Annotated in this window: 17 protein-coding genes, 1 tRNA gene, 1 pseudogene and 1 riboswitch; of the genes and pseudogenes, 10 read left to right on the top strand and 9 right to left on the bottom strand. The window is 70.1% G+C overall.

Annotated features, from left to right (window positions below; translation table 11 throughout):
• Positions 1–161 precede the first annotated feature (161 nt).
• Positions 162–764 (top strand): RdgB/HAM1 family non-canonical purine NTP pyrophosphatase, encoded by a 603-nt coding sequence (gene rdgB / locus ADL25_RS12385; RefSeq protein ID WP_059127751.1) that lies wholly within the window; start codon positions 162–164, stop codon positions 762–764.
• 64 nt (positions 765–828) lie between these two features.
• Here rdgB and ADL25_RS12380 read toward each other — a convergent pair.
• The 6 genes and pseudogenes from ADL25_RS12380 to ADL25_RS12360 all read right to left on the bottom strand — a co-directional run bounded on the left by ADL25_RS12380 (position 829) and on the right by ADL25_RS12360 (position 3,558).
• Positions 829–902 (bottom strand) — tRNA-Leu (locus tag ADL25_RS12380).
• Between the two features lie 49 nt (positions 903–951).
• Complete coding sequence (locus ADL25_RS45985; protein WP_079050310.1) at positions 952–1,617, bottom strand: HNH endonuclease; 666 nt, start codon at positions 1,615–1,617, stop codon at positions 952–954.
• A pseudogene (locus ADL25_RS12375) lies at positions 1,614–2,257 on the bottom strand (HNH endonuclease). Before ADL25_RS12375 ends, ADL25_RS45985 begins: the two are co-directional and overlap by 4 nt.
• Before the next feature lie 93 nt (positions 2,258–2,350).
• Positions 2,351–2,671 (bottom strand): quaternary ammonium compound efflux SMR transporter SugE, encoded by a 321-nt coding sequence (gene sugE, locus ADL25_RS12370; RefSeq protein WP_059127735.1) that lies wholly within the window; start codon positions 2,669–2,671, stop codon positions 2,351–2,353.
• Positions 2,672–2,702: 31 nt separating this feature from the next.
• Positions 2,703–2,780: riboswitch (guanidine-III (ykkC-III) riboswitch) on the bottom strand.
• A 54-nt stretch (positions 2,781–2,834) separates the two neighbouring features.
• On the bottom strand, positions 2,835–3,176 hold the full coding sequence (locus ADL25_RS12365; RefSeq protein ID WP_079050309.1) for a GroES family chaperonin: 342 nt from the start codon (positions 3,174–3,176) through the stop codon (positions 2,835–2,837).
• A gap of 43 nt (positions 3,177–3,219) precedes the next feature.
• Positions 3,220–3,558 (bottom strand): DUF3618 domain-containing protein, encoded by a 339-nt coding sequence (locus ADL25_RS12360; RefSeq protein ID WP_059127734.1) that lies wholly within the window; start codon positions 3,556–3,558, stop codon positions 3,220–3,222.
• A gap of 162 nt (positions 3,559–3,720) precedes the next feature.
• Here ADL25_RS12360 and bcp point away from each other — a divergent pair, with 162 nt between their 5' ends.
• A complete protein-coding gene (gene bcp / locus ADL25_RS12355; protein WP_059127733.1) occupies positions 3,721–4,188 on the top strand; it encodes a thioredoxin-dependent thiol peroxidase in 468 nt (155 codons plus the stop codon).
• A gap of 12 nt (positions 4,189–4,200) precedes the next feature.
• Here the strand turns inward: bcp and ADL25_RS12350 are convergent, their stop codons facing one another.
• Positions 4,201–6,621: a transglycosylase domain-containing protein gene (locus tag ADL25_RS12350; protein ID WP_059127732.1), complete on the bottom strand. Its 2,421-nt coding sequence runs from the start codon at positions 6,619–6,621 to the stop codon at positions 4,201–4,203.
• 203 nt (positions 6,622–6,824) lie between these two features.
• Between ADL25_RS12350 and ADL25_RS12345 the strand changes: the two genes are divergently transcribed.
• From ADL25_RS12345 to ADL25_RS12330, 4 genes are read left to right on the top strand one after another with little or no spacing between them, the layout of a single operon-like run.
• The gene (locus ADL25_RS12345) at positions 6,825–7,625 is read left to right on the top strand and encodes an ABC transporter permease (protein WP_059127731.1); all 801 of its coding nucleotides are present in this window, start codon (positions 6,825–6,827) and stop codon (positions 7,623–7,625) included.
• On the top strand, positions 7,618–8,463 hold the full coding sequence (locus tag ADL25_RS12340; RefSeq protein WP_059127730.1) for an ABC transporter permease: 846 nt from the start codon (positions 7,618–7,620) through the stop codon (positions 8,461–8,463). Before ADL25_RS12345 ends, ADL25_RS12340 begins: the two co-directional genes overlap by 8 nt.
• Positions 8,464–8,470: 7 nt before the next feature.
• The gene (locus tag ADL25_RS12335; RefSeq protein ID WP_059127729.1) at positions 8,471–9,511 is read left to right on the top strand and encodes an ABC transporter ATP-binding protein; all 1,041 of its coding nucleotides are present in this window, start codon (positions 8,471–8,473) and stop codon (positions 9,509–9,511) included.
• Positions 9,512–9,543: 32 nt separating this feature from the next.
• Positions 9,544–10,452 carry a DUF1707 SHOCT-like domain-containing protein gene (locus ADL25_RS12330; RefSeq protein ID WP_059127728.1) on the top strand — a complete coding sequence of 303 codons (909 nt, stop codon included), beginning with the start codon at positions 9,544–9,546 and terminating at the stop codon, positions 10,450–10,452.
• A 33-nt stretch (positions 10,453–10,485) separates the two neighbouring features.
• Here ADL25_RS12330 and ADL25_RS12325 read toward each other — a convergent pair whose 3' ends face one another.
• Positions 10,486–11,817, bottom strand: a complete 1,332-nt coding sequence (locus ADL25_RS12325; RefSeq protein ID WP_059127727.1) for an SGNH/GDSL hydrolase family protein — start codon at positions 11,815–11,817, stop codon at positions 10,486–10,488.
• Between the two features lie 269 nt (positions 11,818–12,086).
• Between ADL25_RS12325 and ADL25_RS12320 the strand changes: the two genes are divergently transcribed.
• The 3 genes from ADL25_RS12320 (at position 12,087) to ADL25_RS12310 (ending at position 15,594) form a co-directional block, all read left to right on the top strand.
• Positions 12,087–13,424 carry a DUF445 domain-containing protein gene (locus ADL25_RS12320; protein WP_402525893.1) on the top strand — a complete coding sequence of 446 codons (1,338 nt, stop codon included), beginning with the start codon at positions 12,087–12,089 and terminating at the stop codon, positions 13,422–13,424.
• Between the two features lie 62 nt (positions 13,425–13,486).
• A complete protein-coding gene (locus ADL25_RS12315; protein WP_059127725.1) occupies positions 13,487–14,959 on the top strand; it encodes an MFS transporter in 1,473 nt (490 codons plus the stop codon).
• A gap of 179 nt (positions 14,960–15,138) precedes the next feature.
• Positions 15,139–15,594 (top strand): hypothetical protein, encoded by a 456-nt coding sequence (locus ADL25_RS12310; protein ID WP_059127724.1) that lies wholly within the window; start codon positions 15,139–15,141, stop codon positions 15,592–15,594.
• 18 nt (positions 15,595–15,612) lie between these two features.
• Here the strand turns inward: ADL25_RS12310 and ADL25_RS12305 are convergent, their stop codons facing one another.
• Entirely contained in the window at positions 15,613–16,461 is an 849-nt protein-coding gene (locus ADL25_RS12305; RefSeq protein ID WP_059127723.1) for an alpha/beta fold hydrolase, read from the bottom strand.
• Between the two features lie 208 nt (positions 16,462–16,669).
• Between ADL25_RS12305 and ADL25_RS12300 the strand changes: the two genes are divergently transcribed.
• On the top strand, positions 16,670–17,176 hold the full coding sequence (locus tag ADL25_RS12300) for a MarR family winged helix-turn-helix transcriptional regulator (RefSeq protein ID WP_079050306.1): 507 nt from the start codon (positions 16,670–16,672) through the stop codon (positions 17,174–17,176).
• Positions 17,177–17,220 lie beyond the last annotated feature (44 nt).

Raw genomic sequence — 17,220 nt, 5'->3', positions numbered from 1 at the left:
CGCCACCCGGACAGAATGACGCCCACGCGCCGTCCAACACAGCATCCGGACGGCGCGTCACATCACAACAGGGCAAACGTTGCCTGATGCGGCACTAGCACGCCGCGGCCGGCACCGGGGCGCGGGCGGAAGACGCCCGCGCCCCACGGATACTGATGGACATGACCCGCCTGATCCTCGCCACGCGCAACGCCGGAAAGATCACCGAACTCAGGGCGATCCTCGCCGACGCGGGCCTCCCGCACGACCTGGTCGGCGCGGAGGCCTACCCCGACATCCCCGACGTCAGGGAAACAGGCGTCACCTTCGCCGAGAACGCCCTGCTCAAGGCCCACGCCCTGGCCCAGGCCACGGGCCTGCCCGCGGTGGCCGACGACTCGGGCCTGTGCGTCGACGTACTGCACGGCGCCCCCGGCATCTTCTCGGCCCGCTGGGCCGGCCGGCACGGAGACGACAAGGCGAACCTCGACCTGCTCCTGGCCCAGCTCGGCGACATCGGCGAGGCCCACCGCGGCGCGCACTTCGCCTGCGCGGCGGCCCTGGCCCTGCCGGACGGGACGCAGCGTGTGGTGGAGGGCCAGCTGAAGGGGACCCTCCGCCACACCCCGGCGGGCACGAACGGCTTCGGCTACGACCCGATCCTCCAGCCGGAGGGCGAGACGCGGACCTGCGCGGAACTGAGTCCCGAGGAGAAGAACGCGATCAGCCACCGGGGGAAGGCGTTCCGGGCGCTGGTACCGGTGGTGCGGGAGCTGCTCGGCTGACGACGCGAAGGGCCCATGACCTGGCCAGGCATCCGTGATCCACGGTGCCTGGCCCCGTCCGGCGTGCGCTCGGTCGGACTTGAACCGACAACACCTGGCTTCTAAGGCCAGTCTCTCTGCCAATTGGAGTACGAGCGCGTGCGCCTACTCTACTGGGCTGCCATGACAGAGCATGGGGGAAGGGTGACTAGGAGCCACGACGTCGGCCACCTCTGCACCAGGTATTGGTGATCGCGTGACAGTTGGGGCAGAGCAGCCGCAGATTCTCGCGCCGATCGTCGCTCCAGTCGCCGTTGACGTGATCGATCTCAAGCGTCATGGGTCGCCCGTGCCACTCGGGCGGGGTTCCGCACTCGTCGCACCGTTGGGGGACGCCCGTCTCCATCAGAGCGCGACGCAGGAGTGCGGTTTTGGTGCGCCGTCGGCCACCGTGTTTGACCAGTACCTCAGTAGCCGACTTTCGCGGAATTGTCCCAGGTTTGCCTCGCTGGTGAGCTTGCCCCAGAAAGTGCGAGGTGTCGATCCCGTATTCGGTGATCCACTCGTGGAAGCGCGTGTACACGCGGGAGCCGCCCGGCAGATGGAGCCGATGCAGGGTCCCCGCAACCGAGTGCGACTGAGCCACGGCTGCCGCCAGCTCGGTCCGGGACGGCTGCGGACATGGGCGGCGTCCCCTCTTAAAGCGTATGAAATGGGTGATGTCGATCCCGAAGCGCTCGAAGCTCCGAAACAGCTGGCGCCGAAGCTGACCGGAGGGGTGGATTCCCAGGTACGCGATGACCTCGTCGATGTCCGAGCAGTGCTCTGCGGCCCTTTCGAGTATCTCCCTTGTGCAGCGCTGCGGTTCGTTCATGTCCGCCGCCCCTTGTTCCGTCCCCGGTAAGTGTCCGTTGCCGAATGGCAGTTGGGGCAGAGCAGGCGCAGATTCTCCAGACGGTTGTCTCGCCAGTTCCCGTCCAGGTGGTCCACCTCCAGCGGCAGCGGGCGGTCCCGCCAGAAGGGTGCCGTGCCACAGAGGGCGCACCGTTCGGCCACGCCGAGAGCGATCATGGCCCGCTTGAGCCGTTCGCTGGGCTGGCGTCGGGCCAGCGACGGCTCCTGTTCGACCAACAGCCCCTCCGCGGAACGGCGTTGCCTCGGCATTCCGGCCGGTGCTTGTCTCCGGAAGTGTGAGGTGTCGATGCCGTAGGCCTTGATCCGGCGGCTGATGTTCGTATGGTGGCCGCCCACGACCTCGATTCCGAGGTAACGCAGCACTCCGTTGACGCTTGTCGATTCGGCCACCGCCTGCTCGAGGACTTCTCTCGTCCAGCGAGCCCCCGTCTCCCGCTCGAAGTGGGATGTGTCCACGCCGAGTTTCCGCATGCGGTCATGCAGATAGCGCCGGGACGGCCCCTTGGGATCGACTCCCAGCTTCTCCAGTGCCCGGACAGCGTGAGTGAAGAAGCCGCCGTTTCGGTCAGCAATTCACGTGTGTATCGGCTCGCGGTCATCGATTCCCCTGCTCTCGACAGCCCATTCGTAGCTCGTACGTAGTAACGAACTTCTCGTCGGGAGGTCACGGAGATTCCGGGAGATCGAAGAACTCAGTGCCCCGAAGTCGCCTTCAGCCCCACCACCGCGATCAGCAGCAGGGCCACGAAGAAGATCCGTGCGGCGGTGGCGGGCTCGCCGAGGACGGTCATGCCCAGTACCGCCGCGCCGGCCGCGCCGATGCCCACCCAGACGCCGTACGCCGTGCCGATGGGGAGGGATTTCGCGGCGTAGGAGAGCAGGAGCATGCTCGCGACGATTCCCGCGCCGGTGGCGAGGCTCGGCCACAGGCGGGTGAAACCGTCGGTGTACTTCATCCCGATCGACCAGGCGACTTCGAGCAGGCCGGCGACGACGAGCAGGACCCAGGCCATGACAGGCACCTCCGTGAGACGTGAACGGACAGGTGCGTCGTCTTTGCCTGTGGACCTGGCGGTCCCGTCCCGGTACGGCGCGTCTCGTCGGGGTCGCCCAAGGCTAGCAAAGGAACGGCAAAGGGGCCGGTGGCGTCTGCCACCGGCCCCTTCACCGTTCGTTCTACAGGTACAGGCCCGTGGAGTCCTCGGACCCCTCGAAGCGGTCCGCCGCCACGGCGTGCAGATCGCGTTCGCGCATCAGGACGTACGGGGTGCCCCGCACTTCGACCTCGGCCCGGTCCTCCGGGTCGTACAGCACCCGGTCGCCCGGCTCCACGGTCCTGACGTTCTGCCCGACCGCGACGACCTCGGCCCAGGCGAGGCGCCGGCCGACGGCCGCGGTCGCGGGGATCAGGATGCCGCCGCCGGACCTGCGCTCGCCCTCGGCGGCGTCCTGCCGCACGAGCACTCGGTCGTGCAGCATCCGGATCGGCAACTTGTCGTGGTGGGTCTTCTCGCTCACACCCCGAACCTACCTGCCTTCGATCTCTTCGTGTGCGTCCGGGTCAGCGCTTGCGCCGCCGGGAGCCGAGCGTGAGCAGTCCGGCGACGCCGACCACGACCAGGGCCACGGGGACGATGCGCTCCAGGCGGGGTGCGCCCTCCTGTGTAACGAACTGCCCCTTGACCTGGCTGACGGTCCGGTTGACGCCGACGTATGCCCGTCCGAGCGTGTGGTCGATGTTCGAGACGACCTTGGCCTTGGCGTCTCCGACGATCGTCTTGGGGTGCACCCGGACGCCGATCTCGTCGAGCGTCTCGGCGAGGGTTTCGCGGCGGCGTTTGATGTCCGCCTCGATCTGCGCCGGAGTCCTGGTGTCCGGTGTGCTCGACGTGTCCGTCACCGCGCTTCCTCCGTGGTCGTTTGCGACGTGTTCCGCGCAATTCCTGCATCTGTGGTCGACAGTCTGTCAGCTTCGTGCCCGACGCACTCCCCGGCACCCCTGTGGCGGGTGCGGGGGAGATTAGGCTCGTCGGGTAACCCGCCCCTGCCATGTGAGGTACCGATGAGCGAGCGACTCGAACCGGGCGACACCGCCCCCGCTTTCACCCTGCCGGACGCCGACGGCAACGAGGTCTCCCTGGCCGACCGCAAGGGCCGCAAGGTCATCGTGTACTTCTACCCGGCCGCGCTCACTCCAGGCTGCACCAAGCAGGCGTGCGACTTCACCGACAACCTGGAGCTCCTTGCGGGCGCCGGCTACGACGTCATCGGCATCTCGCCCGACAAGCCGGAGAAGCTGGCCAGGTTCCGCGAGCAGGAGTCCCTGAAGGTGACCCTTCTCGCCGACCCGGACAAGCAGGTCCTTCAGGCGTACGGCGCCTTCGGCGAGAAGACGATGTACGGCAAGAAGGTCGTCGGCGTCATCCGCTCGACGGTGGTCGTCGACGAGGAGGGCAAGGTCGAGCGCGCGCTGTACAACGTGCGGGCGACGGGGCACGTGGCCAAGATCATCAAGGATCTGGGGATCTGATCGCCCCGGGTCCTAGCCCTCGGCTCTGCCCGTCGTCCCGCCGTCTCCCGTAGGGCCGCCGTTCCCGGTGGGCCCCGCGGCGCCGTTCGTGGTTCCTGTGCCGGGCGGTCCCCCGGGGCCGGTGCCGCCGCCGTCGCCGGTCGTGCCGCCGTCTCCCGTGGTGCCGCCGTCCCCGGTCGTTGCGCCGTCGTCGGTGGAGCCGCCCGTGTCGCCCGTGTCACCGGTGCCGGGTGAGCCGGTGGTGTCGGTGCCGCCGGTGGGCGGGAAGCCGCCGTCGGTCTGCTCCTGGTCCTCGCCCGGGTCGCTCTGGTCGCCCGTGGTGGCGCCGCTGTCCGGTTCGTCGGGCTCCCCCGACTGCTGGGCCGTGGGGTCGAGGGACGGGTCGTGGTACCCCTCCGCGCCGGCCTGGAGGCGCAGATCGAAGCTCTTGACCGGCTTGCCCTTGAGCGCCGTCCTCGTGAACTGCGCCCAGATCTCGGCGGGCGCGCCGCCGCCGTTGACGCGGGCCAGGCCCATCGCGCCGTACAGGGACTCGTGCCTGCCCGTGTCGGGGTCCTGGCCCATCACGGCGACCACCGTGGCCAGGTCGGGGGTGTAGCCGGCGAACCAGGCCGCCTGGTCCTCCTCGGCGGTGCCGGTCTTGCCGGCGGCGGGCCGGCCCGCGCCCTGGGCGGCCGTCGCGGTACCGCTGTCCACGACGCTGCGCAGCATCGATGTGGTGGTGTCCGCCGCCTCGCGGCTGACCACCTGCTTCATGGCGCGGTGCGGAAGGTCGATGTCCTCCCTGCCGTCCTTGGAGATCTTCTCGACCAGGGTGTACGTGCCGTGCTTGCCGTGGTTGGCGAGCGTCGCGTACGCCTCGGCCATGTCGAGGACGCTCGCGGTGGCCGTGCCGAGCGCGATCGAGGGGTACGGGTTCATGTCGGGGGTGTTCGCGGGCAGGCCGAGGTCGATCGCGGTCTGCCTGACCTTGGAGGGGCCGACGTCGACCGCCATCTGCGCGTACACGGCGTTGACGGAGTCGTCGGTGGCCGTGCGGACGGTGATCGGGCCGTAGGAGACGTTGTCCTCGTTCTCGGGCGCGTAGGTGCCGCCGCTCCAGCCCTGCACAGGTCGTCTGTCCGTGCCGTCGTAGACGGTGTAGGGGGTGATCGCGACGCCGTTCTGCGTGCGGGCGCCGTTCTGCACGGCCGAGGTGAACACCAACGGCTTGAACGTCGAGCCGACCTGGTAGTCGCGGCGGGTCGCGTTGTTGACGTACTGCTCGGTGTAGTCGATGCCGCCGTACATCGCGAGGACCTTGCCCGTGGCCGGGTCGATGGCGACGCCGCCGGCCCGCACCGAGCGGTCGACCTTGCGGTTCTTCTTGTCGAGGTTGCTCATCAGCCGGTCGTCGACGGCCTTGACGAAGGCGTCCTGCTTGGACTTCTGCAGGGTGGTGGTGATGCGGTAGCCGCCGCCGGTCAGGGTGTCCTCGTCGATGATCTTGTTGGTGACGAGGTAGTCCTTGATCGCCTGGACCAGGTAGCCGCGCTGGCCGGACATGGCGGTGGCGGTGACCTGCTGCCGGGGTGTCGGGAAGGTCGCCTTCTGACGCTGTTCCCCGGTCAGCCAGTGCTTCTTGACCATGCCGTCGAGGACGTAGTTCCAGCGGGCCACGGCGGCCGCCTTGTTCTCGGGGTGGGCGGTCACGTCGTACTGGCTCGGCGCGTTCAGCAGGGCCGCGAGGTAGGCGCCCTGGGCGGCGGTGAGGTCCTTGGCGTCCACGCCGTAGTAGGACTGCGCGGCGGCCTGGATGCCGTAGGCGTTGCGGCCGAAGAAGCTGGTGTTGAGGTAGCCCTCGAGGATGTGGTCCTTGCTCTTCTCCCGGTCCAGCTTGATCGAGATGAAGAACTCCTTCACCTTCCGGGTGACGGTCTGCTCCTGGCCCAGGTAGTAGTTCTTCACGTACTGCTGGGTGATCGTGGAGCCGGACTGCCTGCCCTTGCCGGTGGCCGTGTTCCAGGCGGCGCGGATCATCGCCTTGGGGTCGACGGCGGACTCGGAGTAGAAGTCGCGGTCCTCGGCGGCGAGCGCCGCGTGCTGGGCGTCCTTGGAGATCTGGGCGAGCATCACGCTCTCGCGGTTGACCGAGCCGTCACGGGCCAGCTCGGTGCCGTCCGCGTACAGGTACACGTTGCTCTGCTTGGTCGCCGCCGCGTTCGCGGGCGGGATCTTGACCAGGTAGTAGCCGAGCGCGAAGAGCCCGACCAGCAGCAGCAGTCCGGTCACGAGGGTCCCGAGGGCCATGCGCCAGGTCGGGATCAGCCGGCGCCACCCCGTGCGCCGGGGCCTGCCGGGGGCCGGTCCCGGCGGGCCCGACGGCGGTTCTTGGGGCGCGAGGGCATGGCTGCCCTGCTGCGGCTGCGGCTGCGGCTGCGGCTCGTCGCTCATCGTGGTGCCGGACTCCCGTTTTGCGTCGTACGTTCACGTACGCCCTCGTACGCCATCTGCGTCCCCTGATGAAGACTGTCGCACCTTGCGTTCCGTTCCCGGGACGACGGACGTGTCGTGCCGGGAAAACGTGTGGTACACCACTTCGCCCGCGCGCTAGGCTCCTGCGCTTCCGTCCGACACGCGTCGAAGGAGGTTCTCCCGTGGGGACAGGGCGGTTGTACGCCGCCGTCGCCGCCAGTGGTTTCCGGCGGTACGCGACCTATCGGACCGCGACCGCGGCCGGGGTGTTCACCAACTCGGTCTTCGGATTGATCCTGGCGTACACCTACCTCGCCGTGTGGAACGAGCGACCCCACCTAGGGGGGTACGACCAGTCGCAGGCTCTTACGTTCGTCTGGGTGAGCCAGGGCCTGCTGATGACGGTGGCCGTGTTCGGCGGCGGCTTCGAGGAAGAGCTGATCGAACGCATCCGTACGGGCGACGTGGCCGTCGATCTGTACCGGCCCGTCGACCTCCAGGGGTGGTGGCTGGCCTCGGATCTGGGGCGGGCGCTGTTCCATCTGCTCGGCCGGGGTGTGGTCCCGCTGGTGTTCGGCGCGCTCCTCTTCCCGCTCGCGCTGCCCGCGAGTCCGCTGACCTGGGCGGCGTTCGTGCTGGCTGTCGGGCTCGGGGTGGTCGTGAGCTTCGCGATCCGCTTCGTCGTGGCGCTGAGCGCGTTCTGGCTGCTGGACGGGGCGGGCGTCGCCCAGCTCGCCGGGCTGACGGCGGTCTTCTGCTCGGGCATGCTGCTGCCGCTGAACGTCTTCCCCGGCACGCTCGGCGAGGTCGTCCGCCTGCTGCCCTGGTCGGCGCTGCTCCAGGCCCCCGTCGATGTGCTCCTCGGCGTGGCGGACCCGCTGCCCACGTACGGTTTCCAGATCGCCTGGGCCGTGGTGCTGCTCGGCGTCGGGCGGCTGGTGCAGTCGGCGGCGACCCGGCGGGTGGTGGTCCAGGGTGGCTGACCCGGCTGCCGCGGGGCGGCGGACGTACGGGCGGGTGTACGAGGGGCTGCGGGCCTACGGTCTGATCACCGCCATGTGGATCCGCTCCACCATGGCCTACCGCGCCTCGTTCGTGATGACCACGCTGGGCAACTTCGCGGCGACCGGGCTCGACTTCGTCGCGATCATGCTGATGTTCTCGCGGATCGACTCGCTCGGCGGTTACCGCCTGCCCGAGGTCGCCTTCCTGTACGGCCTGTCCGCCACCGCGTTCGGCTTCGCCGATCTTGTGCTGGGCTCGATGGACCGGCTGGGGCGGCGGGTGCGTGACGGCACGCTGGACACGCTCCTGGTCCGTCCGGCGCCGGTGCTGGCCCAGGTCGCGGCGGACCGCTTCGGGCTGCGCCGCCTCGGCCGGATCGTCCAGGGCGTGCTGGTCCTCGGATACGCGGTGGTCTCCCTGGACCTGGCGTGGACACCGTCGAAGGTGCTGATGGTGCTGCTGGCGCTGCTGAGCGGCGCCGCGATCTTCTGCGCCGTGTTCGTGGCGGGCGCGGCCTTCCAGTTCGTCGCTCAGGACGCCTCCGAGGTGCAGAACTCCTTCACGTACGGGGGGCAGACGCTGTTGCAGTACCCGCCCACCGTCTTCGCGAAGGAACTGGTGCGCGGCGTGACCTTCGTACTGCCGCTCGCCTTCGTCAACTGGCTGCCCGCGCTGTACGTGCTGGGCCGGCCGTATCCGCTCGACCTGCCGGCCTGGCTCGCCTTCGCGCCGCCGCTGGTGGCGGCGGCCTGCTGTGCGCTCGCGATGCTGGCCTGGCGCGCGGGACTGCGTTCGTACCGGAGTACGGGGAGCTGAGAAACCCATGGAGGGCGGCTACGTGGACGGTGGTGTCGTGGACGGGGACGGCCCGGACGGCGACTTCATCCGGCTGGAGCGGGTGGAGAAGGTCTTCGAGGTGCGTACGAGGACCGGCTTGCTGCGCCGTGAGCGGCGCCGGGTGCGGGCCGTCGACTCGATCTCCTTCACCGTCGCGCGCGGCGAGATGGTCGGCTACATCGGACCGAACGGCGCCGGGAAGTCCACCACGATCAAGATGCTGACCGGGATCCTGACGCCGAGCGGCGGCAGGCTGCGGGTCGCGGGGATCGACCCCTCGCGGGAGCGGACGCGGCTGGCGCAGCGTATCGGGGTGGTGTTCGGGCAGCGCACGACCCTGTGGTGGGACCTGCCGCTGATCGACTCCTACCGGCTGATGCACCGCATGTACCGCATCCCGGACCGGCGTTACCGCGAGAACCTCGACCGCTGTGTCGAACTCCTCGAGCTGGAGAGCCTGTTGGACGTCCCGGTGCGCCAGCTGTCGCTGGGCCAGCGGATGCGCGGCGACATCGTGGCGGCGCTGCTGCACGACCCGCAGGTGCTGTACCTCGACGAGCCGACCATCGGCCTGGACGTCGTCTCCAAGGCCAGGGTCCGTGACTTCCTGCGGGAACTGAACGCCGAGCGCGGCACGACGGTGCTGCTGACCACCCACGATCTTCAGGACATCGAGCAGCTGTGTTCGCGGGTGATGGTCATCGACCAGGGGCGCCTGATGTATGACGGCCCGCTCGCCGGGCTGCACGAGGTGGGCGACAGCGAGCGCACCCTGGTGGTCGACCTGGAGCGGGAGATGCCGCCGATCGAGGCGCCGCCCGCGCGTGTGGTGCGGGTCGAGGGGCCGCGGCAGTGGCTGGCGTTCCCGGCGTCGGAGTCGGCGGCTCCGCTGGTGGCGCATATCGCGGCGACCTGTCCGCTGGTGGACCTCTCGGTGCGGGAACCGGACATCGAGGCGGTGATCGCCAGGATGCTGCACCGGCTGGAAGGCGCCGCCGATCCCGCGCCGGAACGGGCGGTGTCGTAGCCCGGTGCGCGGCTTCCTCGTAGGCTGACCGCATGACCGACGCTGTGTCTTCCGGTGGGACGTCTCCCGAGCCCCACGCCCCGGACCTCCGTGCCTCCGACGCCGACCGTGAAAGGGTCGTCGAGGTACTCCGGGACGCCGTCGCCGAGGGCCGTCTCGACATGGAGGAGTTCGAGGAGCGGCTGGAGGCGACGTACAAGGCGCGGACCTACGGGGAGTTGGCCCCGATCACCCGTGACCTGCCGGCCGCCGGTGTGGTCGCTCCCGCGGTGTCGCTGGTCAAGGAGCCCGTGGAGAGCGGGGGTTGGGCCGGGCGGATCGTGGGCGGCGAGGGGTCGTCGGCGTCGGCCGTCGCCGTCATGTCCGGGTTCCAGCGCAAGGGGCGCTGGACGGTGCCGAAACGGTTCAACTGCTTCGCCTTCTGGGGCGGTGGCGAGATCGACCTGCGGGAGGCGTATTTCGCGGACCGCGAGGTGGAGATCAACTGCATCGCGGTCATGGGCGGGATGAGCGTCATCGTGCCGCCCGGCGTCGAGGTGGTCGTGCGCGGTGTCGGGATCATGGGCGGCTTCGACCAGCGCGAGGAGGGCGTGCCCGGAGATCCGGGTGCGCCGCGCGTGATCGTGACCGGGTTCGCGTTCTGGGGCGGGGTCGGCGTCGAGCGCAAGGTGACGCGGGCCGAGCGGCAGCGGCTGAAGGAGGAGCGGCGCCAGGAGAAGCTGGACCGCAAGGCGACGCGCCGGGGGTTGCCGGAGTCCCACCGCGACGTGCTCGACCAGCACCGCGAGTTGATGCGTGCACTGCGCGACGAGCGCCGCGAACGGCACGAGGAACGCCGCGATCTGCACCGGGAGCGGCACGAGGAGCGCCGTGAACTGCAGCGCGAGCGCAGGGACGCCCGGCGGCAGGAGCGCGGGCGGCGGCGCGAGGACGAGTACTGATCCGCCGTACGGACGTCCGCCGCCCGTCCGGCCTCACAACCGGGCCGGCGCCGCCCCCTTCAGCGAGGCCAGGTCGAAGACCTCCGCCATCCTGCGGAAGCCCTTGTCGCTGGGGTGGAGGTGGTCGCCCGAGTCGTAGTCGGGGCGGAGCCGGCGGGGATCGTACGGGTCGCGCAGCGCCCGGTCGAAGTCGACGACCTCGTCGTACACCGTGCCGGAGCGGATCCGCGCGTTGATCTCCTGCCGCATCTGTTCCCGGTCGGTCCGGTAGTTGCCGTGGCCCTTGAACGGCATCAGGGTCGCGCCGACCGCCTTCAGGCCGTGTGCGTGCGCCTCGCGGACCAGGGTGCGCAACCCGGCGACGATCCGGTCCGGGTCGGCGCGGCCGGGGTGACGCGCGATGTCGTTGATGCCGAGGTCGATGACGACGACCCTGGCGTTCGCCCGCTCCAGGACGTCGCGCCCGAAGCGGCTGAGGCCGCTGGGGTTGTCGGCGGGCCGGCCGGGGCCGCTCGTCAGCACCCGGTTGCCGCTGATGCCCTGGTTGACCACGCTGTAGCGGGGCACGTCCCCGGATCCGGCGGCCTGGCGCAGCCGCCGGCCGAGCACGTCCGTCCAGCGGCGGTCGGCGCCCACGGTGGAGGTGACACCGTCGGTGATCGAGTCGCCGAAGGCGACCACGGTGCCCACCGCCTCGTTGCTGAGCAGGTCGAGCGCGGTCAGATAGCGCCAGTACGGCGTGCGCCCGGTGTAGGCGGCTGCGCTCACGTCCTCCGTGCGGTCGCCGTCGGCGACGTAGGAGATCTGCCGGGCGTGCCGGTGGAAGGTGACCGGGCCCGACGGCGTGGGCGAGTAGGTGGTCACGAGGAGGTCGGAGTCCTGCGGGACGGCGATCCGGACCGCGTCGCTGACCACCTGGCGGCCCGGGGCTATGACGACCGACGGCGCACCGCCGAAGGTGAGACGGCGCATGGTGTCCATGGCGGCTGCCGCCTCGTTCCCGCCTGCGGCGACCGCGATCGAGGCGTGCGTGATGGAGAGCGGCTGCTGTCCGTAGAGATTGGACAGCGTGATGCGGGCTCCCGTACCGCCGACGCCGGTGTGCACCACGTTGCGCACGGACCGTCCGGACATGCCGGCCGGTTCCGTTCCTGGCTCGGCGCCAGAGGGTGCGGCCGACCAGGCGCCGACCCAGACGCCGGCCGACACGGGTGCGGCGGCGCCCCGCGGGTCCGAGCGGCCGACGGCGAGAGCGCCGCGATCGCTGCCGTCATCGGCCGCGGCGCCGATGTATATGGCCGCCGACACGGTCAGGACGACCGCGCACAGGGCAGCCAGCAGGGCATAACCGTTGAACTTGGTCATGCTGTGCGTGTACTCCTCGGGCGAGGGAGCCCGAGGCTCCGTTGTTGATCATCCCCATGATGAATCATGGGGCGGGAGGAGCCGACGGAACCCGACGTGCTCGCGCCGTGAGGCACGCGCTCGTCCCGATCGCGACCGGGAACCCTGACGGGACCCTGAGAAACCCCCGAGACTTCTCCGTCCGGACAGACGCCGGGAACTCCCGTTCCGTTCCAGGAGTCGGTCAGGAAGGGACAATGTGTAACGGGGGACACGAACGGGTGGAGTGGATGGAACGCACGAAACCAGACGAAGCGGCGGCCGTGGGGCCGTCCGCCCGCTCGTCGACCGTCACGAACCGGGCGATGACGTCCTTCAGCCCGGCCGACGAGGAGAAGCGGCGCGGCGTACGCCGGATGAAGAGCATGGCGGCCGGCCTGCTGCTCCTCGTGGCGGTCGTGTACGCCCTCGCCACCTGGGCGCGGGGCGCGGGCGCGGGACCGTGGGCCGGTTATGTGGCCGCGGCCGCCGAGGCGGGCATGGTCGGCGCGCTCGCCGACTGGTTCGCGGTCACCGCGCTCTTCAGGCATCCGCTCGGACTGCCTATCCCGCACACGGCGATCATCCCGAACAAGAAGGATCAGCTCGGCATCTCCCTGGGCGAGTTCGTCGGTGAGAACTTCCTCTCCGGGGAGGTCGTACGGCAGCGTCTGCACGCCGTCGGCATCGCCGCCCGGCTGGGTACCTGGCTCGCAGAACCGGAGCATGCGGACCGGGTGACGGCGGAACTGGCGACGGCTCTGCGCGGGGCGCTCACCGTGCTGCGCGACTCGGACGTGCAGGCCGTGGTCGGCGAGGCCATAACCCGCCGTGCCGACGCCCAGGAGATCGCGCCGCCGCTCGGCAAGATGCTGGAGAAGGTCGTCGCCGACGGCGGCCACAAACGCGTCGTGGACCTGGTCTGCGTCCGTGCCCACGACTGGCTCGTCCTGCACGACGACCAGGTCATGGCCGCCGTTCAGGGCGGAGCCCCCGGCTGGACCCCGCGCTTCGTGGACAAGAAGGTCGGCGAGCGCGTCTACCGGGAACTCCTCCGCTTCGTCACCGAGATGCGCGACTCGCCCACGCATCCGGCGCGCGGTGCCCTCGACCGCTTCCTCGCCGACTTCGCCTCCGACCTCCAGTCCGACACCGACACCCGCGCCCGTGTGGAGCGGCTCAAGGGCGAGGTGCTGGGCCGCGGTGAGGTCCAGGACCTCATCGCCTCCGCCTGGACGGCCGTCCGTTCCATGATCGTGTCCGCGGCCGAGGACGAGCACAGCGAGCTCAGGCTGCGTGTGCGGGGCTCGCTGCTGTCGCTCGGCGCCCGGATGGCCGGTGAGCCGAGGACCCAGTCCAAGGTCGACAAGTGGGTGGAGGGTGCCGCGGTGCACGTGGTGACCACGTACCGCAAGGAGATCACGTCCCTCATCACGGACACGGTCGCGGGCTGGGACGCCGGGCACACCACCCGCAAGATCGAGGCGCACATCGGGCGCGATCTGCAGTTCATCCGGATCAACGGCACGGTGGTGGGCTCGCTGGCCGGACTGCTCATCTACGCGGTGTCGCGGGCGCTGGGGGCGTAGCCGCGGGCCGAGCGGGCACTCGGGTCGGGTGCGGCGCCGGCCGCAGCACCGAGGAGGCAGACATGTCCGTCACCGCGCCCCGACCCGGCACGGTCACCAGCGCGATTCCCGCCCGCCTGGATCGTCTGCCCTGGTCACGCTGGCACTGGACGATCGTGATCGGCCTCGGCACCGTGTGGATCCTCGACGGCCTGGAGGTCACGGTCGTCGGCAACATCGCCGGCCGGCTCTCCGAGCCCGGCAGCGGGCTGCCGATCAGCTCCGGCCAGGTCACCGGTATCGCGGCGGCGCTGTATGTGGCGGGTGCCTGCTCCGGTGCCCTCTTCTGGGGTCGCCTCACCGACCGCTACGGCCGCAAGAACCTCTTCATGATCACCCTGGCGGTCTATCTCGCGGCCACGGCCCTGACCGCGGTCTCCTTCTCGACCTGGTGGTTCTTCCTCTTCCGCTTCCTCACCGGCTTCGGTATCGGCGGCGAGTACGCGGCCATCAACTCCGCGATCGACGAGCTGATCCCGGCGTACTACCGCGGACGCGTCGACCTGGTCATCAACGGCAGTTTCTGGCTGGGGGCCGTCGGTGGTTCCCTGCTGTCGGTCGTCGCGCTGAACACCGACATCCTGCCGAAGGATCTGGGCTGGCGGCTGACGTTCGCCCTGGGCGCCGTCCTCGCCCTGGTGATCCTGCTCGTGCGGCGCCATGTCCCGGAGAGCCCGCGCTGGCTGCTGATCCATGGCAGGGAGCAGGAAGCGGAACGGGTGGTGACCTCGATCGAACAAAAGATCGAGGCCGAGAGGGGTGAACCGCTGCCGCGCGCCAAGAGTGAGATCACCATCCGGCAGCGGGAGAGCGTCGGTTTCGGCGAGATCGCGCGCACGGTCTTCAGCGACTACCGCAAACGCGCCGTGCTCGGCTTCTCCCTCTTCATCGGCCAGGCCTTCCTCTACAACGCGATCACCTTCGGATTCGGGGCGATCCTGACCAAGTTCTTCGACGTCCCCACCGGCGACACGGGCTACTACTTCACCGTCATCGCCATCGGCAACTTCTTCGGCCCGCTGCTGCTGGGCAAGCTCTTCGACACGGTCGGCCGCCGGGTGATGATCTCGTCGACGTACCTGCTCTCGGGTCTGCTCCTGTTCGGCACCGCCTGGCTGTTCGACCGCGGCTCGCTGAGCGCGGGCACGCTGACGGCGTGCTGGTGCGTGGTGCTGTTCTTCGCCTCGGCGGGTGCCTCCAGCGCGTACCTGACGGTCTCCGAGATCTTCCCGATGGAGACGCGGGCCATGTCCATCGCCTTCTTCTACGCCCTCGGCACCGCCGCCGGCGGCATCAGCGGCCCGCTCCTGTTCGCCGACCTCACCAACACCGGCCGGGTCGGCGACACGGTCCTCGCCTTCCAGGTCGGCGCGTCCCTGATGTGCGCCGCGGGCGTGGTCGCCGCACTGCTGGCCGTGCGGGCGGAACGGCGGTCCCTGGAGGACATCGCGAAGCCGCTGACGGCCACCGCGGCGCAGGCGCAGGCGACTCCCTAGGGTCTGTCGTTCGGATCAGGTCGGCCGGGAGTGACCGCGACTTTCGATCGACGCAGGCATGATCCGAACGACAGGCCCTGGGTGTGGGCTGCCGTCCTGCGGCAGGAGCCCCCGGACCGGGGGCGATCTGAGTATCCGTACTCTGCCGACGCATCCGCTCCGGGGGAATCCTCGTCCCCATGACCGAGAAGCTGCTCCGCCCCATGCGAACCCGCCCGTGGTACGCGCGCTGGCTGATACGCCTGCTCGGCGCCGCCTCGGCGGCCGGGGCCCATCTGCTGTTCCTGCCCTGGGACCTGCGCAACCGATCCGCGACCCCACGGGCCACCGAGGAGACGACCCCCGTCACCGGCGCCGGGGTCCTCCTCCTCGCGCTGGCCCTGTTGCTCCTGGCGGCCTACTTCGGGCACTGGGACCGGCTCGGCTGGCCGCTGCTGCTGGTGGCGGTGCCCCCGGCCGCGCTGATGCACGCCTCCTTGCGCGCCCACCCCGGACCGGACGCCTCGTTCCGGCCCCTGGCCTGGGGGCTGTTCACATTGCTGGTCGCGGCGGGGGTGTTCGTCACGGCCGGGGTGGCGAGGGCGTTCCGGGGCGAGTGGGCCAGGGAGGACATGTCGCTGACGAACCCGTTGTGAGCCGCACCGGGCCTGCGCTCAGCGGGTGGTGCTCCGGGCGGCCTGTTCGATCACGTCGGTGACCGCCGCCGGATGGGAGACCGGGACCGCGTGGGAGGACCTGATCTCGGTGGTGCGCGCGTGGGCGCGGTGGGCCATGAAGCGCTGCTCGTCGGGGGCGATGGCCTTGTCCTGGGTGGTGATCAGGTCCCAGGAGGGGATGGTCTTCCAGGCGGCCTCGGTGGGCTTGTCGGTGAAGATCGAGGCGGCGACGGGACGCTGGGTGGTGGCCATGAGGTCCGTGGTGGAGGCGGGGAGGTCGGCGGCGAAGGCGTCGTGGAACTTGTCGGGCTTGATGTAGAGATCGGTGCCGGTGCTGCCGTCGGGGAGGGGGAAGGGGACCTCGTCGAGGACGGTGGGGAGAGTGGCTCCGGGGAACTTCTCGCCCAGCTCCGCGGGGGTCTCGCCCTTTTCGGGGGCGAAGGCGGCGATGTAGACGAGCGCCTTGACGTCGGGGTCGCCTGCGGCGGCCTGGCTGATCACGGAGCCGCCGTAGGAGTGGCCGGCGAGGACGACGGGTCCCCGCACGCTCTTGAGGAAGCTGCGGAGGTAGTCGGCGTCGTTCGCGAGCCCGCGGAGCGGGTTGGCCGGGGCGAGGACCCGGTAGCCGTCGTGCCGCAGGCGCTTGATGACGCCGTTCCAGCTGGAGGAGTCGGCGAAGGCGCCGTGCACCAGCACGACGGTGGGCTTGGGAGGTGCCGGGTGCTGTGCGGGCCTGGCGGCTTCGGCCGGTGCCGTGGCCGCGAAGGTGAGAGCGGCCACCGCCGCGGTGGCGGCCAGTGCGGCGGAGCTCTTGCGGGTGGGGCGGAAGAGGGTCTTCGGACGCATGACGGATCTCCTTGGGATACGACGCACTCGCGCAGTCGGGGCCGGCGGCTCCGGGTCGCTCTGTTCGGGCGACGTCGAGAAACCTAGCGCACGTTTATATCGTGCACAAGATAAAGGCTTGCGAGATACTGGGGTCCTTGAAGGATGTGACAATGCCTTCCGGACGACCGTCCGGCGACCAGGAAACCGACGACCGGGGAGAGCCACCGTGAGCGACGACGACACCAGCGCACCCGCAGCGGGCCACCCCGGCGAGCCTCCGCTGCCGCTCGAGGACCACTTCTGTTTCACGCTGTACGCGGCGTCCCGTGCCGTGACCGGCGCCTACCGGCCGCTGCTCGACGAGCTGGGGCTGACCTACCCCCAGTACCTGGTCATGGTCGTGCTCTGGCAGCACGGCACGGCACCCGTCAAGGACCTGGTGGCCGCCCTGCAACTCGACTACGGCACCGTGACGCCGCTGATCAAGCGCCTCGAGGCGAACGGCTGGATCAAGCGGCAGCGGCGGGCGGACGACGAGCGGGTGGTGGAAGTGGCCCTGACCGCGGAGGGTGCCGCCCTGAGCCGGAACATCCGAGCCGTTCCGCTCGCGATCGGGGACGCCATGGGCCTGACCCCCGAGGAGTTCAGGACCGCACAGGACCTGCTGCGCCGGCTGACGGCGAACGTCCTTCATCACACGAGCGGTGCCGAGCGGACCCAGGCGGCCTCCTAGGGAGCCTGCGCGGTGCGACCGGCCGGACGCGGAAGGGCCCGGGC

This window comes from Streptomyces sp. NRRL F-5122 (assembly GCF_001507435.1).
Lineage (GTDB): Bacteria > Actinomycetota > Actinomycetes > Streptomycetales > Streptomycetaceae > Streptomyces > Streptomyces lannensis.
The sequence above is the reverse complement of the archived record's forward strand: the minus strand, read 5'-3'. Positions and strand labels throughout refer to the sequence as shown.